Consider the following 16,895-nt stretch of genomic DNA (forward strand, 5'->3'; position numbering starts at 1 on the left):
GATTTTGGCGAATGCTGGTGGAACTACATCGCTACTCACGAGGAGGACGCGGGTTCGAATCCCGCCGGCGGCAGATCAGTGCCGCCGTAGCTCAGCGGCCCAGAGCACCGCACGGATCCCGTGCACCGTTTCACCCCACTTGTCGCCACCTATTTTGAAAGAGAGTATGCAATGACGAAACATGAACACTACGATGTGCTGAACGTGGAAGGTGGCCGCCCGGTCAAGATGTGGACGCGCGGCGTCCCGGTCGAAGACGATGCCAAGCGCCAGCTGGCCAACACGGCGCGCATGCCGTTCATTTACAAGCACATGGCGGCGATGCCCGACGTCCACCTGGGTAAAGGTTCGACCATCGGCAGCGTGATCCCGACCCTGGGCGCCGTGATCCCGGCCGCGGTCGGCGTCGACATCGGCTGCGGCATGATGGCCGCCAAGACGACGCTGAGTGCGAACGACCTGCCCGACAACCTGGGGCCGCTGCGCAGCGCGATCGAGCGCGCCGTGCCGCACGGGATGTCGCCCAAGACACGCGGCTTCAAAGGCCGCGACAAGGGATCGTGGGACACGCCGCCGCAGCCGGTCGACCAGGCGTGGATGGCGCTGAAGGATGAATTCGACGTCATCTGCCAGAAGACGCCGCGGCTGAAGAACACGAACAACTACAAGCACCTGGGCACGCTGGGCACCGGCAATCACTTCATCGAGATTTGCCTGGACGAGCAGGGCTTCGTGTGGTTCATGCTGCACTCCGGTTCGCGCGGCGTGGGCAATGCGATCGGTACGCATTTCATCGAACTGGCCAAGCAGGACATGCGCACCCACTTCATCAACCTGCCGGACCAGGATCTCGCCTACCTGCCGGAAGGGACGCAGCACTACGACGACTACGTGGAAGCCGTCGGCTGGGCGCAGAAGTTCGCGCGCATGAACCGCGAAGTGATGATGCTGAACCTGATCGCGGCCGTGCGCACGGTGATCACGAAGCCGTTCGAGACGCACGTGGAAGCGGTGAACTGCCACCACAACTACGTGCAGAAGGAACACCACTTCGGCAAGGACGTGCTGGTCACGCGCAAGGGCGCGGTGTCGGCACGCGAGGGCGAACTCGGTATCATTCCGGGCTCGATGGGCGCCCGGAGCTACATCGTGCGCGGCAAGGGCAACCCGGAGAGCTTCCACAGTTGCAGCCACGGCGCCGGCCGCACGATGAGCCGCACCGAGGCCAAGCGCCGTTACTCGGTCGAGGACCAGGTGCGCGCCACCGAGGGCGTGGAATGCCGCAAGGACGCCGGCGTCATCGACGAGATCCCGATGGCCTACAAGGACATCGACGCGGTGATGCAGGCACAGAGCGACCTCGTGGAGGTCGTGCACACCCTGAAGCAGGTCGTCTGCGTGAAGGGATGAAAGGACCAACAAATGATCGAACTTGATGGCGCGGCCGGCGAGGGCGGCGGCCAGATCCTGCGCAGCGCGCTGACCCTGGCCATGATCACGGGGCAGCCCTTCCGCATCCGGAATATCCGCGCCAACCGCGCCAAGCCGGGCCTGATGCGCCAGCACCTCGTGGCCGTGCAGGCGGCACTGCAGGTATGCGGCGGCGATGCGACCGGTGCCATGCTCGGCAGCCAGGAACTGACGTTCATCCCGGGCCGGGTCGCAGGCGGCGATTATGCGTTCGCGATCGGCACGGCCGGCAGCTGCACGCTGGTGCTGCAGACCGTGCTGCCGGCCCTGCTCAAGGCGGACAAGCCGTCGACCCTGAAGCTGGCGGGCGGCACGCACAATCCGATGGCGCCGCCGGCGCAATTCCTGCAGCGTGCCTGGTGCCCGCGCCTGGCCGAGATGGGTGCGCACATCGACATCCGCCTGGAACGCTTCGGCTTCTATCCGGCCGGCGGCGGCGTGGTCGAGGCCCGGGTCGAACCCTGCGCCGAGCTGCAGCCGCGCACGTGGATGACGCGCGGCGCGCGCCGTGGCGCGTATGCGGAAGCCTTCGTGGCCGGCATACCGGGACGGGTCGCGCAGCGCGAGCTGGAATGCGTGGGCAACGCGATGAACTGGAGCGAGGAGCAGTTGCGGGTGCGCGGCCTGCCCGCCGACCAGGGGCCGGGCAATGCGCTGATGCTGACCTTCGAGCACGAGCACGCGACCGAGGTCTTCACGGCGTTCGGCGAGAAATCCGTCTCGTCCGAGCAGGTGGCGCGCCAGGTGGTGCAGCGCGCGCGCCAGTACCTGACGTCGCAGGCGGCGTTCGCCGAATACCTGGCCGACCAGATGATGTTGCCGCTCGCACTCGCGGGCGCCGGCGGCTTCACGCTGGACGAGGTGTCGATGCATGCGCGGACCAACGCGCAGGTGATCGAAACCTTCCTGCCCGTACGCTTCCAGTTTGCCCGGCAGGATGGGGTGGACAGCTGCACGGTGGYGGCGCGCTGAGGCGCTTTTACCGGCGGCCGCGGCCCATGATCAGCACGGCGGCAACCACGCTGAGCGCGGCGCCCGAATAAAAGGTTGCTGCAGCCCCGAACCGCTCCCAGAGCATCCCGGCAACGAGACTGGCGAACAGCATGGCGATACCCGAGACGAGATTGTAGAAGCCAAACGCCGTTCCCTTCAGGTTGGCCGGGGCCGTATGGGCAACCATCACTGCCAGCAAGCCTTGTGTCATCCCCATGTGCAGGCCCCACAGGCTCACCCCGAGCAGCACTGCCGGCCAATGGTTGTTCTGGGCCAGCACCACGTCGGCCGATACGAGGAACCCGAGCCCGATGACGAGCAGGCGCATGTGGTTCATGGAGTCGGCGAGCTTCCCGAAAGGGTAGGCGGACAGCATGTAGACGACGTTCATGGCGACCATGACCAGCGGCACCAGGGCCGGCCTCATGCCTCCCTGCATTGCGCGCAGTACCAGGAAGGCCTCGCTGAAACGCGCCAGAGTGAACACTGCGCCGATGGCCACTACCCACCAGTACGCGGCGGACAGTTGCCGAAGAGTGGCCCGGTTGAGTGGGTTGATGCCTTTGGATGCAGCCGTATTCTGCGGCTCCTTGACGCCCAGGGCGAGCAGCAGGACCGCCAGGGCGCCAGGTATCACGGCGATCAAGAAGATGCGCCGGTAGTCGTTCGCCCACAGGAACATCAGGCCTACGGCAAGCAGCGGACCTGTGAGCGCGCCGACCGTATCGAGTGACTGCCGCAGGCCGAAGGCGGCTCCCCGCGATTCGGGCGGGGCGATGTCCGCCACCAGCGCATCCCTCGGTGCGCCGCGGATGCCCTTGCCGACACGGTCGACGAAACGGGCCGCCAGGACGACATTCGCCGAAGCCGCGATGGCGAAGAACGGCTTGCTTGCGGCGCCGAGCGCATAGCCCGCGACAGCGAGCCACTTCCGGTTGCCGAGGTAATCGCTGAGGCTGCCCGAGAACACCTTGACGATCGCCGATGCCGCTTCGGCGAGGCCCTCGATGAGTCCGATCGTCACCACGCCGGCACCGAGTCCGGTAACCAGGAACATCGGGAGCAGGCTGTGGACGATCTCGGAAGAGATGTCCATCAGCATGCTGACGAAGCCGAGTATCCAGATCGGACGGGGGATCTGGCGTAGTGTGGGGAGGTTTGATGGTGACTCAGCCATGCTTGACCTCCCGAGGTTATTCCGCGCCGGCGAAGTCGCTTTGCGCCACCGTGCCGGCCACCGAGGCCTCGCGGTGCGCCGCCGGATACAGCCAGCAGAACAGCGGCGTCGCGGCAGCGGCCCCGAGCAACTGCGCGGCAATGAAGCCGAGCGCATCGGCCGGGCGGATACCGGCGAAGGTATTCGTGGCGCTGCGGGCCAGGGTCACCGCGGGGTTGGCGAACGAGGTCGACGAGGTGAACCAGTAGGCGGCCGTGATGTAGGCGGCAACCGCGAACGGCGTCACGCCCGGCCGGCTGCGCGAGCAACCGATGATGACTGCGACCAGGCCGAAAGTGGCGACGAATTCGCTCCACCATTGCGCGGCGCCGGTGCGCACGTGCTCCGACGCGACGAAGACCGGGACGTCGAACATCAGATGTGCCGCCGCCACGCCGGCGAAGGCGCCGACTACCTGGGCGACGATGTAAGGGATGACGTCCGATGCGGGCATGTTCTTCTGCCACGCTTCCGACAGCGTGACGACCGGGTTGAAGTGCGCGCCCGAGATCGTCCCGAACATCAGGATCAACGCCACGAGGCCTGCGCCGGTCGCGATCGCGTTGGCCAGCAGGGCGATGGCCACATTACCGCCGGCCAGCCGCTCGGCCATGATGCCCGAGCCCACGACCACGGCCAGCAGGAGTGCCGTGCCGAGACCCTCGGCGACGATTCGTCTGGCAAATGTCATTGCTTGATTTCCCCGATGCGATCCAGCTCCGTCTTCAGGCGTGCCCTGTCGTTTTTCAGTTCGTCGAGGGGCAGGGCCAGGAAGGCTTCGATGCGCGCGCGCAGGATCGCGTAGGCGGTCTCGAAGGCGGCGTCGATCTCTTCCTCGGTGCCGACCACATGGCTCGGGTCGTCCACGCCCCAGTGCGTACGCAGCACCGGGCCGAGATAGGCCGGGCAGGTTTCGCCGGCCGCGCTGGCGCAGACTGTCACCACGATGTCCGGCGTCACGGGCAGGTCGTCCCAGGACTTGCTGTAATAGCCTTCGGTCGGGATGCCTTTGCTGGCCAGCAGTGCGAGCGCCTTGTCGTTCAGCTTGCCGGTGGGCTGGCTGCCGGCGCTGATGGCATGCCAGCCGGCGGGCGCCAGATGGTTGAAGACGGCTTCGCTGATGAGCGAGCGGCAGGAATTGCCGGTGCAGAGGAAAAGTACGTTCACGTCAGGTCTCGGTTGAAGCAGGAATGGAGCGGCGGCAGTTCAGGCCGCGCAGGTGGATGTGCCCGGTTCACAGGTCTGGCTGCTCATCGGAGCGCAGGGATTGCCGCCGCAGCAGTTCTCGGTGAGAAACCCCCCCATCCTCGGTCAGCCGCGTCTCTGGCACGGCGTACGGCCCCATCCGTCGATCGATAAACAGGCTGTTGCCGGGCATCCGTTTGGCTTGCTTCTTGGCGTCGCTCGCGGCAGCGGCAATCTGCAGGTGGGAGCAGAAGTGGCCCGGCTCGGCCTTCACCAGGCCCAGCGACAGCGTCACCACCGGGTGCATGACCCTGTTGCCCTGGCGGTCTTCGCACAGGTAACCGCCGCGCTGCAGGTCGGCCGCATCGAAATGGTCGACGATGCCGGCGGCGAAGGCGGCGAGGATGGCGTGGCAGCGTTCTTGCCAGTCCTCGCTCTGGAACAGCACGAGGAAATCGTCGCCGCCGATGTGCCCCACGAAGTCGCGCGCGGGATCGACGTGCGCCTCGAGGATGCGTCCGGTCAACTGGATGACGTCGTCGCCCTTGCGGTAGCCGTATGAGTCGTTGAAGGGCTTGAAGTGGTCCAGGTCGATGTAGCATGCGGCGAAACGGGTGCCGCTCGCGATCAGCCGATCGATGTGTTCGTTGATGGGCACATTGCCAGGCAAGCCCGTGAGGGGATTGGCATAGCGTGCCGCGCTGATCTGCAAGGCGGTGATCTCGCGCACGAGGTCGTGTCCGGTGCCCATGCCGAGGTAGCGGCCGCGGTCGGTGATGATGAAGCCATTGAACAGGTGGTGCCGCTCCGCTTCGACGACGGACTTGCTCAGGTCTTGCAAGGTGGTGTTCTGGTCGACCGAGAATGGTTTCGGATCCATGAACATCGTGCAGGACTTTCGTCCATGCAGTTCGCGGATGTATTGCGTCGCGAACCGGTCGACCAGGTTCCTCCGCGTGATCAGGCCGACCGGCACCTGGTGATCGACGACGGGAATGACTTCCAGCGCGGGATCGCCCGCGAAGACGTCGAAGATGTCGTTGTTCGTCATGGCGGGCGTCGCTGGGGGGACGATGCGCAGCAGCCGCAGCGCCGTTGCCGTCCCCTGTGCGATGGGCCGCTCCTGGGGGAACACACTGACCCCCTCGAACGTCAGCGACGAGGCGATCGCCGCCGGTACGACGGCATTCGGAAAGGCGACTGGCCGTCCGATGTGGTAACCCTGGCCGCAGCATATGCCGAGGTCGCGGATCAGCAGCAGTTCCGACTGCGTCTCGATGCCTTCCGCGATGACCGTCGTGCCGAGCGCATGCGCGATGTCCTGGATCGAGCGCATGATCTGGAATTTTCCCTTGTCGCGATCGATGTCCTGCACGAAATGCATGTCGACCTTGACGAAGGCGGGGCGCAATTCCGACCACAGGCGCAGGCTTGAGAATCCTGTGCCGAGATCATCGATCGCGACCTGGAACCCCATCCGCCCGTAGTGTCCTGCGACAGCGCGCAGGCGGTCATAGTCGACGATCGGGTCACCCTCCGTGACTTCGATGACGATACGGCTCGGGCTCAGTCCGCATGACTGGATGGTATCGAGCTCCGTTTCCGGCTGCACGCCGGCACCGACCAGGCTGCGCGGGCTGACGTTCAGGAACAGTCGGCCGGGCAGGTCGAGTTTCACGAACGTGTCGACAACGACTTTCCGGCACAGGGCTTCGACCTCGTTGCTCAGGTCAAACATTCGTGCCGCGTCGAGCAAGGCCAGCGGCGCGTGCAGTGGCGTGTCGGCGGGGCCGCGGATCAAGCCCTCGTAGCCCAGGATCGTGCCGTTTTGCAAATGAATGATCGGTTGGAACAGCGCCGTTAGTTCCTTGTTCCTGAGGATACGCGATAGAAGCTCTTGCATGATGTCCGGTGCAGGCCTGGCCCGAATCGGGCTAAATTCTCCAAGGTAACACGGATTTTCGACAGCTTGATGACTTGCATTAAAAATTTCCTAACTACAATTATGTCGTTGTCAATCTTGATGACGCGGTAGAATTTTCGTCGTCCCGCGTCGAACCATGCCGCGTCATCGAATGGAAATCGCGGTAATCGGCCGGTAACTTCCATGCCTCGCTTACGCCGCCGGCGCCACGCCGGCGCTCAACAGCGACGGTCATTATTACTTCTCCGGACGCTCGGACAACTTCGACCCGTCGCAGCCGTCGACCAGCCCGAACAACGCGCGCCTCGACCCGGAAGGCGTCCGCGTGTCGAAAGACGGCAAGTCGATCTTCGTGTCCGACGAATACGGCCCCTATGTCGACCAGATCGACCGGGCCACCGGTCGACGCATCCGCTCGTACGCCTTGCCGGCGAACCTGGCGGTCACCCACTTGAGCGCGCTGGGCGATACGGAAATCAGCGGCAACGCGGTCGGTCGCGTCGCCAACAAGGGCATGGAAGGACTGGCGATCACGCCGGACGGCAAGGCCTTGGTCGGCATCATGCAGGCGCCGCTGGAACAGGACGCAGCCAAGAACCTGCGCGTCGTGACGATCGACATCGTCAGCGGTGCCACCCACGGATACGCGTACATGCTGACCACCGGCTCCGGCGTCAGCGAGATCGTGGCCCTGAACGACCATCAGTTCCTTGTGGACGAGCGTGACGGCAAGGGTCTGGGCGATGGTTCCAAAGCGGGGGTCAAGCAGTTCTTCAAGATCGACCTCGATGGCGCGCAGGACGTAACAAAGCTCAGCGGCGACCTGTCGGCCAGGGCCGTGGCGAAAAGCCTCGTACTGGATGTGGTGGCGGTACTGGGCGCCAACGGCATCGCGCCCGCACAGGTTCCAGCCAAGATCGAAGGCCTGGCGTTCGGCGCGGATGTGGTCGACAACGGCGTCCTTCTGCACACGCTCTACGTCGCAAACGACAATGATTTCGTTCGCGCCAGCGCGGGCGATAACAAGTTTTACGTATTCGGTATCAGCGATGCGGATTTGAACAAGGTCGGCGCGACGTACACGGCCCAGCAATTCGGGGCGGAAGTGCCGGAACCGTCGTCGATCGCGCTGGTAGTGGCAGGCATGGGCCTGCTGACGGTAGGCGTGCGGCGGCGAACTTGAGTCGTCCGGCCGGCTCAGTGCATGGCGACGGGATGTCGAATTTGTCAGCGAGCATATCGAGCTGTGGAAACACAGCTGCCGACCGATTGATTTCGCTATGGGTCGACATCCACCGGCCGCAGCTGGTCCGTGTCGGCCAGCTGCAACCATCCAGAGACGTCTACAGGCGAGCAGTCCCACGCCGGCGCCGTAGCGCGGCCAGGCCGATCATGCCAAGGCCGAACAGCGCGATGCTGCCAGGTTCCGGCACCTCGGTGAGAAAGCCGCGGATTTCCCCGCTTGGGAACGCGGTCGTATGGATATTCAGGTAGGCCTGGTCGGATGCGAGGCCAGCCAGGAATGCCTGGCGCGCGCTCTCCACGCTGCCCCCATGGTTGGTGACGAAACCGGCGTTGTAGGTGCTCAGGCTCAGCAGGTCGAAGGTCTCCGTATAACTCCCGGAAGTAACGCCAAGCGGGAAGTCAGGAAAGGTGGGAAGCGCGGTAGCGACGCCGGCCTTGCCCTCGGACGGGACCAGTGTGCAGCAATGGATATGGGATGCTGTCGATGGCGCGGTCAAACCGGAAAAAGTCGCCTTGACGGTCATCATGTTGGTCTCGTCATCGATGAGTACCGTCGTAAAACCGGTGGCAGGAGAGGCGTTCGCCGGATCTTCGTTGGCGCCGTTGAGGGTTGCCGCGTATTGAATCGTGGTCGCATGCGCGGCCCCGACGCACAAACAAAACAGGGAAGCAGACAAGCCGATCGCAAGACGGTTCATGACGACTCCTTTCGTAATGTGTGTTCTAACCGTTAAGCATAAAACGTGCCCCTAAGGCTTGTAAGAGGCATGCATACTGCTCGGATGCCGAGCGCGGCGCGCAAGTGTAAAGTTGGTCGACACATGGTAGATACCAGTGGTTATCAAGCGTTCTTCCGTGCCCATCAACACCGGCGCCAGCGTCACGGCCAGCTGGCTTGCCCCGCACGAGGTCCGCGATTCGCTCGAACAACTGAGGCAGTTGCCGGTGCTGACCGGTGAAGGTCCAGCGTACAAGCCATCACACGCTCAAATGTTGCAGAATGGTCGTAATTCCATTTCACGGAGTGCCGAGATGAATCGACCGAGCCTGTTTGCGTGGGGCGTGTGTGCGGGTGCTCTCGCAGCTGTTGCTTCCGCCGCGTCGCCTGAGGTCAGTGTCAAGAATCAGCTGAAGACCGGTGCACAGCGCCTGGTCGCCGCAGGCCGTACCGATGGATTAAGCATTGCGATGGTCCATTGCGGGCAAACGACGTTTTTGCCCCTTGGCATAGCGGATCGGCGCACCCGGCGTCCGGTGACCGCAGACACCGTCTTCGAGATCGGATCGGCCTCGAAGACCCTGACAGCGTTGCTGCTGTCGCAGGCGGTCGTTGACGGCCGCGCGCGGCTTGAGAACGATGTCCGGCGCTATCTGCCGGAGTCGTATCCCAACCTGCAGTGGGACGACGGCACGCCTGTTACGCTGGGCCAGCTGGCGGACACCACCTCGGGCCTGCCCGATTACCTGCCCGATCCGGCGCCTTTGGCCAGGTTGCCGGCGGACCGGCAGGTGTTTGCGGCATCCGACCTGCTGCGCGGCTACGGCGACCGGGACTTCCTGCGCGATGTGCATGGCATACGTCTGCTGGCCCGACCGGGTAGCGAATCGCGCCACTCGAATGTCGCGGCCCAGTTACTGGGAGTCATCGTGGCGCGGTTGTTTGAACAGCCGTTCCCGGCCGCGCTCGCAGCCGGTATCGAGCGCCCGGCCGGCATGCGTGGCGGGATGGGCGCCGTCCCCGAGCGCAACGGCGCAGTGGGTTATGACGACCGTCACCGCGCGATGCCGGCGTTCGCCGGCGAATCTATCGCACCGGCCGGCGGATTGCGGTACAGCGCACGGGACATGGCCCGCTACCTGATGCTGCAACTGCAGCCGGACGCCAAGGCCGTAGCATTGAGTCAACGCGTCCGCTTCTCGGCCACGCCCGACAGGCAACTGGCACTGACCTGGGTCGTATCCGCCGAAGGCGGCCTGCAGAAATACCGCATGTCGGGCGGCACCTTCGGCTCGTCCAGCTATGTGGAGTTCTATCCGGCATTGCAGTATGGGGTGGTGCTGATGGCGAATCGTGCCGCCCCCGACACGCAGGATGAACTGCAGGCCGTCGCCGAGGCGGCGTTCGCGGCCGGGAGGCGTTCGTTGCCCGCGTGCCCAGCGCGCGCGGGGCAGCTAGCAGGTCCGTGAGCGGGATAGTCGGTCAACGCCGGTCAGTTGCGCGCCTTTATCGGCACACCACCTCGACCTGTGGCGCGCCCACTTTGCGACGCGTCGTCACTACCGAGCACTCGCGCACGCTTGGGCCATCTACACGATGGAATAGCTGTACCTCGCCGCCATGCCCGTAGAGGCACGATGCCCAAGTCTCCCCAATTGCCGGGAATCGAGTCTCGCTCTTGCTCCCTTTGGGCAGCTCGTCGCTGCCGCGTAACTCGGCTCTGACATCTTCTTTGGGTGAGCCCGAGATCATCCCGCCGCCAATCAACAACAACCCGCCCGATACCATCCCCAGTGCATCCGGGCCGGGCTGCGCTTCCTTACCCAGCTCTGTATTTTTGAGTGGATAGCGCTCCGGACATGTAAAGTGCGATTCCGCTGTGGCGGCTGCCAGAATGGGAGCGGCCGTGATGATTGCTGCGATCAATCGTCTCATTTGACTATGTAGAAGTGTTCAGCATTGTCGGAGTCGTCGAAGCGGTTGCCTTCGTCATGCAGTTTCTGGCCCCGCCGTTCGATTCGACGCATGTGGATATCAGCCTTTGACGTCCACTGATCCTGCACGACGATCCACAAGGGTTTGCCGTCTGGGCCGCGTGGTCCGAACTCGATGAAAAACGCGGCATGATTGCCTTTGCTCTTGCCCGGCCAGCGGCCCTGCCTGTTGAAGTTCGCGATGACGGTTCCCTCCTCAATGACGGTTTCATCAAGCACTCGGGGGCCTTGGCGCCAACTGGAGGTCGGGCCTACGTCTGTGAAGTGCTGGACCAGGCGCACGCACTGGCCGCCGTCCACCTTTGATTGGTGCTCTAGTTTCCTGGCGTCGCGGTAGATGTGCGGCATGCCATGCTCCTACGCCGCGATCCTGTTTGCGGCGAGGTCCCAGCCGCCGGCGGTGTTGCCTTGAACACCGCCCCGGATGCTCTGCTTCGTGTACGACCACTTGACCTTGGAATAGGCCAGCTGGACATGCTCGGTGATGGTGCCGCCATCGCCGCTGTTCGGGGCTACGTCCGAGATCATTATATTTTCCAGCTCGACGCGGAAGTAAGGAATCGGCTTACCCTCGCCATCGGCTCTCATGAACTCGAACACGGCCTTGGGAATCGTCTTGCCGGCCGCACAGGTCTGGAGCAGGATCGGTGTACTAGCTCAGACTTGGCCTGACAAACGGTGTCCGGTAGGCGGCAGCATCCCCCGTTAACCGACATTCCTGAACAGCTCAGCCGTCCAATCGGCGAACGCTCGCATAGCCGGAGAGAGAAAGCGGTGATGGGGGTAAACAAGTGACACCGGCACAGGTGCCGGCCGCATATCGGCCAGTACCTCGACTAATTTTCCGGTCCGCAAATGGTCCTCCACCAAAATTTCAGCCAACTGCATTAGGCCGCTTCCATCGAGGCCAAGCTTGATGTACAACCCAGTCTCATTAACTGCCACCGTGCCGGGAACTGGAACGGTGACGCTGTCTCCGGCCTCCACGAAATGCAGCTCGCCATCCCGACGCGTCGTGCTGGAAAAGTAGTGAACCGCCCGGTGCCGATGCAAATCCTCCAGATCATCGGGAATACCCTTTTCATCCAGATAGGACGGCGCCGCGCAGGTAATCCACCGCAGCTCACCCAAGGGGCGCGCGACCAAAGTCGAGTCATGGAGTCTACCGGTACGKATCACACAATCGACTCCGTCCTGGATCAAGTCCACCTGACGATCATTTATGCCGATCATTAAATAGATATCGGGGTAGCGTTGCTGGAATTGCGCCAACTGTGACAGGATAACGGCATGCGCAATGCCGCCCGGCATATCCACCCTCAGTCGCCCTTGCGGGCGCTTCATCGAGCCATGCAGACTGGCTTCCGTATCGTCAATCAGGTCAAGTATCTCGCGGCAGCGGCTAAAGTATCGCTCCCCCTCTGGCGTCAAGCTAAGGTTTCTGGTGGAACGGTTGAGGAGGCGTGTCTGCAAATGTTTTTCTAGCCGCTTGATGATGCCGGTGACTGATGATGCCGGTAGGCCCAGGGTCTCTGCTGCGCGGACAAAACTCTTGCTTTCGACCACGCGAAGAAATACCTGCATTGCTTGAACGCGATCCATGTGTTGCCCCGATAGCGATATAGAAAACGGCACTATACCCCAAGATTGTTCGCGTTTTCTGCATGATGAAAACCTCTAGGGCTGCTTTTTCCGCGTCATTAGGGTTGCTACAGTGCAGGCACTTAAACCACAGAAGTAAACAACCATGTCCAATCAAGACCGCCAACTGTTTGTACCTCTCACGATGAACCAGGCAGATCCTAACGCCATGTCTCAAAACATTCTCGTGCTCGGAGCCGGCGAACTCGGCCTACCGGTGCTGCGCAGTCTTGCGCACCGCGCGAAGAGCATCGACGGTGTGAAGATCAGCGTCCTGCTGCGCGCAAGTGCCGTCGAGTCCAGCGCACCAGGCAAGCGACGTGATATAACGGAAATTCAGGATCTTGGCGTCGAGATTGTCGTAGGCGATCTTGTGAAGAGCTCCATTGACGAACTCGCCGTAGTATTCGCACAATATGACACAGTAATCGGTTGCGCCGGTTACGCGGCGGGAATCGACACGCCGATGAAATTAGCGCGTGCTGCCTTGCAGGCACGAATCCCAAGATATTTTCCATGGCAGTTCGGCGTCGATTTTGACGTGATCGGACGCGGCAGTCCGCAGGACATTTTCGACGCACAGTTGGACGTGCGGGAACTTTTGCGCAGTCAGCACCAGACTGAGTGGGTCATTATCTCGACCGGTATGTTCATGAGCTATCTGTTTGAGCCGGAATTCGGCGTGGTTGATCTAGAAAACGATGCCGTCCACGCCCTGGGCAACCTCGACACCGCTGTGACGCTGACGACTCCCGATGATATCGGAGCGCTAACTGCCGAGATCGTGTTCGCGAAACCTCGAATCCGGAACGAGATTGTCTATCTAGCCGGTGACACCGTGACTTACGGCGAGGTCGCCGACAAGCTGGAAGCGTCCCTTGGCCGCCCCTTTAGCCGTTCGGAATGGAGTGAGGAGTATTTGCTCGGCGAACTTGCCCGCGACCCGCACAATATGATGAGCAAGTATCGTGCTGCCTTTGCTCAAGGACGGGGTGTCGCTTGGGATAAGAGCGGCACGTTCAATAGCCAACGTGTCCTCCCTGTTACCGACGTGGTCGCGTGGATCAATGCGAACCTGATTTCCAGCCGCAGCAAGTAAACTCGGTCATCCCGAGGGCTTAGGCAAAGACATCGAAGATAGTCCTATCAACTTCGCAGTTCGGCTATCGTCAACGTTCAAATAACCGGATAACAGCTGTTGGCCGGTTGCCCCCAAGGATTCAATACATCCGCAGGGCATGATGATGACTTTAACTCATCTGACAGTGTGCGTCAGGTCAAGTTTGAGCTACTACAGTTATCGCTGCAGCGCTTCCTGCAGCGTTATGCGCTCGGAACCGGTCCGCGAGATGTAGACGCCACGAACCATCTCATCTTCGGTTCTGCGGGCCCAATCGACGGCGTCGCGCTTGAGTCGGAAAGTCTTGGAAGTGGTCGGCCAGCCTCGCATACGGACGAGTGCTTTGTAGGTGCCGGAAGGGGTAAGAACGATGGTTGCCATGAGCCTCTGTGACTGCTGAGTGTACTGAAAGTGTACTTTTCGCGTTCCACAAAGACAAATGCCTTAGGTCGGTAAAACCTAAGGCACTGTTTTCAAAGCTAAATTTTGGTGCCGGCTGCAGGACTCGAACCCGCCACCTGATGATTACAAATCAACTGCTCTACCTGATGAGCTAAGCCGGCAATGTGGCCAGAATTATACCCTTATTTGATGCGGGTCAACGTAGGGCGCCCACCTTTTTTCGGCGGTTCGTCGTTGTCGTCGGGTACGCGCGACACCTCCGACGAGGTCTTGCCCGGAACGGCGGCCAAGCCCGGGGCCGACGAGGCCGACGAGACGGAAGGCTCCGGTGCCGGCGGCGGCATGTCGGCGGCCGTCGTCGTGACGTCGAAGGCCATGCCCTGGCCGTTTTCGTTGGCGTAGATGGCCAGCACGTTGTGCACCGGGATGTACAGTTCGCGCGAGACGCCGTTGAAGCGAGCACGGAAGGTGATGGCGTCGTTGTCCATCTTCAGCCCGGAGGTCGCGCCGTAGCTGATGTTCAGGATGATCTCGCCCTTTTTCACGTATTCCATCGGAACCGTGGTGGCGGCGTCGACCTTGACGGCCAGGTAAGGCGTGTAGCCGCTGTCCGTGCACCACTCGTAGATGGCGCGCAGCAGGTACGGCTTGGTGGAAATGTCTGGCATGTTGTGATCGAAATGAAACGAGATGTTACACGCCAGTGTACTTCGATTCGCCTGTGGCGGCGTAAACTGGCGTGCAACTGTGTCCGGCCGGATGCGGCCAAGGCGCTTAGCGGCGCATCACCTTTTCGGACGGGGTCAGGGCTTCGATGTAGGCCGGACGCGAGAAGATGCGCTCGGCATACTTCATCAGCGGTGCCGCGGTCTTTGACAGTTCGATACCGTAGTGGTCCAGACGCCACAGCAGCGGGGCGATGGCCACGTCCAGCATCGAGAATTCGTCACCCAGCATGTACTTGTTCTTCAGGAACAGCGGGGCCAGGGTCGTCAGGCGGTCGCGGATTTCGGCGCGGGCCTTGTCGTGGCTCTTGTCGCCCACCTTGTTGCGCTCGTTTTCGAGCGTGTTGACGTGGACGAACAGTTCCTTCTCGAAGTTGAACAGCATCAGGCGGGCGCGGGCGCGCATCAGCGGGTCGGCCGGCATCAGCTGCGGGTGCGGGAAACGCTCGTCGATGTATTCGTTGATGATGTTCGATTCGTACAGAATCAGTTCGCGCTCGACCAGGATCGGCACCTGGCCGTACGGATTCATCGTCGAGATGTCCTCGGGCTTGTTGAACAAATCCACGTCGCGCACCTCGAAGTCCATGCCCTTTTCGAACAGGACCAGGCGGCAGCGCTGGGAGAACGGGCACGTGGTGCCGGAGTAGAGAACCATCATGGTTTATAGTTCCTTCAAGAAACAAAGGGGTGAAGCGCCAGGCGGCTCACCCCGAATAGACATTGCCCGCATTATAACCGGGCAATCAAATCACTTTACGTCTTTCCAGTAAGAAGCGTTCAACGACCAGGCCAGGAACGCGAATAGCGCAAGGAAAATCACGACGATCGCGCCCAGGCGCTTGCGAAAGTCGCGCGCCGGTTCGGCCATCCAGTCCATGTAGGCGACCAGGTCGGCCACCTGCGTATCGAATTCCTGCGGGCTCAGCGTGCCAGGCGTCACCTGCTCGAAGCCGGCGAAGCGGTGCACGGTCTTGCCCGGTTCGTGCGGATCCGGTTCCTCGACCATCCTGGCCGTGCGCACGCCCTGCAATTGCCACAGCACGTGCGGCATGGCGACGTTCGGCACGACCATGTTGTTCCAGCCGGTCGGGCGGGTGTCGTCCTTGTAGAAAGTGCGCAGGTAGGTGTAGATGTAGTCGGGGCCGGAGCCGGCGCCCGAGGCGCGCGCGCGCGCGATCACCGACAGGTCCGGCGGCACGGCGCCGAACCAGGCTTTCGCATCCGCGGGACGCATCGCGATCGTCATCAGGTCTCCCACCTTCTCGCCCGAGAACAGCAGGTTGTTCTTGATCTGGTCTTCGCTCAGGCCCAGGTCACGCAGGCGATTGTAGCGCATCGACGATGCGGAATGACAGTTCAGGCAGTAGTTGACGAACAGCTTGGCGCCGTTTTGCAGCGATGCGATATCGGTGCGTTCCGGAGCGCGGTCGAGCGCGAACGTCCCTTCGTTCGCGAACGCGAATCCCGGCAGCAGGGCCAGGATCGCGAGCAGTTTTTTCGAAAACATCATGGTTGTCCTTTGGCTTGAATTCCGGAATCAATGCGGGGTGAACGTCACGCGCTTGGGTACCGGCTTGAACCGGCCCATCGCGCTCCACCAGGGCATCAGGAGGAAGAAGCTAAAGTACAGCAGGGTGCAGGCCTGGGCGATCAGCGTGTAGGCCGGGGTCGGCAGCTGGGTGCCCAGGTAGCCGAGCGTCAGGAAGGTCGCGAAGAACACGGCGTACACGTACTTGTGCCAGCCTGGACGGTAGCGGATCGATTTCACCGGCGAGTGGTCGAGCCACGGCAGCAGGGCCAGGATCACGACGGCCGAGCCGAACAGTACGACGCCCCAGAACTTCGCCTCCAGGAACAGCATGCCGATCTCGGCCACGATGGCGATCACGGTGATCGCGACCTTGGCCTTGTACGACAGGCGCGAACGCAGCCAGATGAACACGACGTAGGCGGCCAGGCCCAGCATCACGACCCAGATGAAGTCCGACGTCGTCGCGCGCAGCACCGAGTAGAACGGCGTGAAGTACCAGGTCGGGGCGATGTGCGGCGGCGTCTTGAGGGAATCGGCGGGCAGGAAGTTGTTGTATTCCAGGAAGTAGCCGCCCATTTCCGGCGCGAAGAACACGACGGTGCTGAAGATCAGCAGGAACATCGATACGCCGAACAAGTCCTTGGTCGTGTAGTACGGATGCGACGGAATCGCATCGACGCCATGGCCGTCCGGACCCAGGTTTTCCTTGACCTCGATGCCGTCCGGGT

Annotated in this window: 18 protein-coding genes, 1 tRNA gene and 2 pseudogenes; 6 read left to right on the forward strand and 15 right to left on the reverse strand. The window is 62.3% G+C overall.

Going from position 1 to position 16,895, the window contains the following annotated elements:
• Nucleotides 1-171: 171 nt before the first annotated feature.
• Together AC1DYX_RS07855 and rtcA are read left to right on the forward strand one after the other, a co-directional pair.
• Nucleotides 172-1,410 carry an RtcB family protein gene (locus tag AC1DYX_RS07855; protein ID WP_477258008.1) on the forward strand — a complete coding sequence of 413 codons (1,239 nt, stop codon included), beginning with the start codon at nt 172-174 and terminating at the stop codon, nt 1,408-1,410.
• Nucleotides 1,411-1,422: 12 nt separating this feature from the next.
• A complete protein-coding gene (gene rtcA / locus AC1DYX_RS07860; protein ID WP_477258010.1) occupies nt 1,423-2,442 on the forward strand; it encodes an RNA 3'-terminal phosphate cyclase in 1,020 nt (339 codons plus the stop codon).
• 7 nt (nt 2,443-2,449) lie between these two features.
• Here the strand turns inward: rtcA and AC1DYX_RS07865 are convergent, their stop codons facing one another.
• The 4 genes from AC1DYX_RS07865 to AC1DYX_RS07880 form a co-directional block, all read right to left on the reverse strand.
• Nucleotides 2,450-3,640, reverse strand: coding sequence for an MFS transporter (locus AC1DYX_RS07865; RefSeq protein WP_477258012.1), 1,191 nt, complete (start codon nt 3,638-3,640; stop codon nt 2,450-2,452).
• 16 nt (nt 3,641-3,656) lie between these two features.
• Entirely contained in the window at nt 3,657-4,370 is a 714-nt protein-coding gene (locus AC1DYX_RS07870; protein ID WP_477258014.1) for an aquaporin, read from the reverse strand.
• Complete coding sequence (locus AC1DYX_RS07875) at nt 4,367-4,846, reverse strand: arsenate reductase ArsC (RefSeq protein ID WP_477258016.1); 480 nt, start codon at nt 4,844-4,846, stop codon at nt 4,367-4,369. The genes AC1DYX_RS07870 and AC1DYX_RS07875 overlap by 4 nt, the downstream gene beginning before the upstream one ends.
• Nucleotides 4,847-4,913: 67 nt before the next feature.
• Nucleotides 4,914-6,767, reverse strand: coding sequence for a GGDEF domain-containing protein (locus AC1DYX_RS07880; protein ID WP_477258018.1), 1,854 nt, complete (start codon nt 6,765-6,767; stop codon nt 4,914-4,916).
• Between the two features lie 322 nt (nt 6,768-7,089).
• On the opposite strand from AC1DYX_RS07880, the pseudogene AC1DYX_RS07885 reads away from it, so the two are divergent.
• Nucleotides 7,090-7,776, forward strand: a pseudogene (locus AC1DYX_RS07885) (esterase-like activity of phytase family protein); the annotation flags it as partial.
• A gap of 117 nt (nt 7,777-7,893) precedes the next feature.
• A complete protein-coding gene (locus AC1DYX_RS07890) occupies nt 7,894-7,971 on the forward strand; it encodes a PEP-CTERM sorting domain-containing protein (RefSeq protein ID WP_477258039.1) in 78 nt (25 codons plus the stop codon).
• Between the two features lie 160 nt (nt 7,972-8,131).
• Here the strand turns inward: AC1DYX_RS07890 and AC1DYX_RS07895 are convergent, their stop codons facing one another.
• Nucleotides 8,132-8,731, reverse strand: a complete 600-nt coding sequence (locus tag AC1DYX_RS07895; protein ID WP_477258020.1) for a CHRD domain-containing protein — start codon at nt 8,729-8,731, stop codon at nt 8,132-8,134.
• A gap of 157 nt (nt 8,732-8,888) precedes the next feature.
• Between AC1DYX_RS07895 and AC1DYX_RS07900 the strand changes: the two genes are divergently transcribed.
• Nucleotides 8,889-10,220, forward strand: a complete 1,332-nt coding sequence (locus AC1DYX_RS07900) for a serine hydrolase domain-containing protein (RefSeq protein ID WP_477258022.1) — start codon at nt 8,889-8,891, stop codon at nt 10,218-10,220.
• A gap of 37 nt (nt 10,221-10,257) precedes the next feature.
• On the opposite strand, the gene AC1DYX_RS07905 is transcribed toward AC1DYX_RS07900, so the two are convergent.
• From AC1DYX_RS07905 to AC1DYX_RS07920, 4 genes are read right to left on the reverse strand one after another with little or no spacing between them, the layout of a single operon-like run.
• Nucleotides 10,258-10,677, reverse strand: coding sequence for an STY0301 family protein (locus tag AC1DYX_RS07905; protein WP_477258024.1), 420 nt, complete (start codon nt 10,675-10,677; stop codon nt 10,258-10,260).
• A gap of 5 nt (nt 10,678-10,682) precedes the next feature.
• The gene (locus AC1DYX_RS07910; RefSeq protein ID WP_477258025.1) at nt 10,683-11,093 is read right to left on the reverse strand and encodes a BPSL0067 family protein; all 411 of its coding nucleotides are present in this window, start codon (nt 11,091-11,093) and stop codon (nt 10,683-10,685) included.
• Nucleotides 11,094-11,102: 9 nt separating this feature from the next.
• On the reverse strand, nt 11,103-11,390 hold the full coding sequence (locus AC1DYX_RS07915; RefSeq protein ID WP_477258041.1) for an Hcp family type VI secretion system effector: 288 nt from the start codon (nt 11,388-11,390) through the stop codon (nt 11,103-11,105).
• Between the two features lie 60 nt (nt 11,391-11,450).
• On the reverse strand, nt 11,451-12,347 hold the full coding sequence (locus tag AC1DYX_RS07920; RefSeq protein ID WP_477258028.1) for a LysR family transcriptional regulator: 897 nt from the start codon (nt 12,345-12,347) through the stop codon (nt 11,451-11,453).
• Nucleotides 12,348-12,531: 184 nt separating this feature from the next.
• On the opposite strand from AC1DYX_RS07920, the gene AC1DYX_RS07925 reads away from it, so the two are divergent.
• A complete protein-coding gene (locus AC1DYX_RS07925; protein WP_477258043.1) occupies nt 12,532-13,485 on the forward strand; it encodes an aromatic alcohol reductase in 954 nt (317 codons plus the stop codon).
• 201 nt (nt 13,486-13,686) lie between these two features.
• Here the strand turns inward: AC1DYX_RS07925 and AC1DYX_RS07930 are convergent.
• The 6 genes and pseudogenes from AC1DYX_RS07930 to AC1DYX_RS07955 form a co-directional block, all read right to left on the reverse strand.
• Nucleotides 13,687-13,887, reverse strand: a pseudogene (locus AC1DYX_RS07930) (site-specific integrase); the annotation flags it as partial.
• A 106-nt stretch (nt 13,888-13,993) separates the two neighbouring features.
• Nucleotides 13,994-14,069: transfer RNA gene (locus AC1DYX_RS07935), tRNA-Thr, on the reverse strand.
• 21 nt (nt 14,070-14,090) lie between these two features.
• Complete coding sequence (locus AC1DYX_RS07940; RefSeq protein WP_477258030.1) at nt 14,091-14,576, reverse strand: ClpXP protease specificity-enhancing factor; 486 nt, start codon at nt 14,574-14,576, stop codon at nt 14,091-14,093.
• Between the two features lie 106 nt (nt 14,577-14,682).
• On the reverse strand, nt 14,683-15,294 hold the full coding sequence (locus AC1DYX_RS07945) for a glutathione S-transferase N-terminal domain-containing protein (RefSeq protein WP_036231132.1): 612 nt from the start codon (nt 15,292-15,294) through the stop codon (nt 14,683-14,685).
• Between the two features lie 90 nt (nt 15,295-15,384).
• The gene (locus tag AC1DYX_RS07950) at nt 15,385-16,146 is read right to left on the reverse strand and encodes a cytochrome c1 (protein ID WP_477258033.1); all 762 of its coding nucleotides are present in this window, start codon (nt 16,144-16,146) and stop codon (nt 15,385-15,387) included.
• Nucleotides 16,147-16,173: 27 nt separating this feature from the next.
• Nucleotides 16,174-16,895: cytochrome b family protein (locus AC1DYX_RS07955; protein WP_477258035.1), on the reverse strand; the 722-nt coding region annotated here is incomplete at its 5' end.

Source organism: Massilia sp. P2_C2, assembly GCF_056404615.1.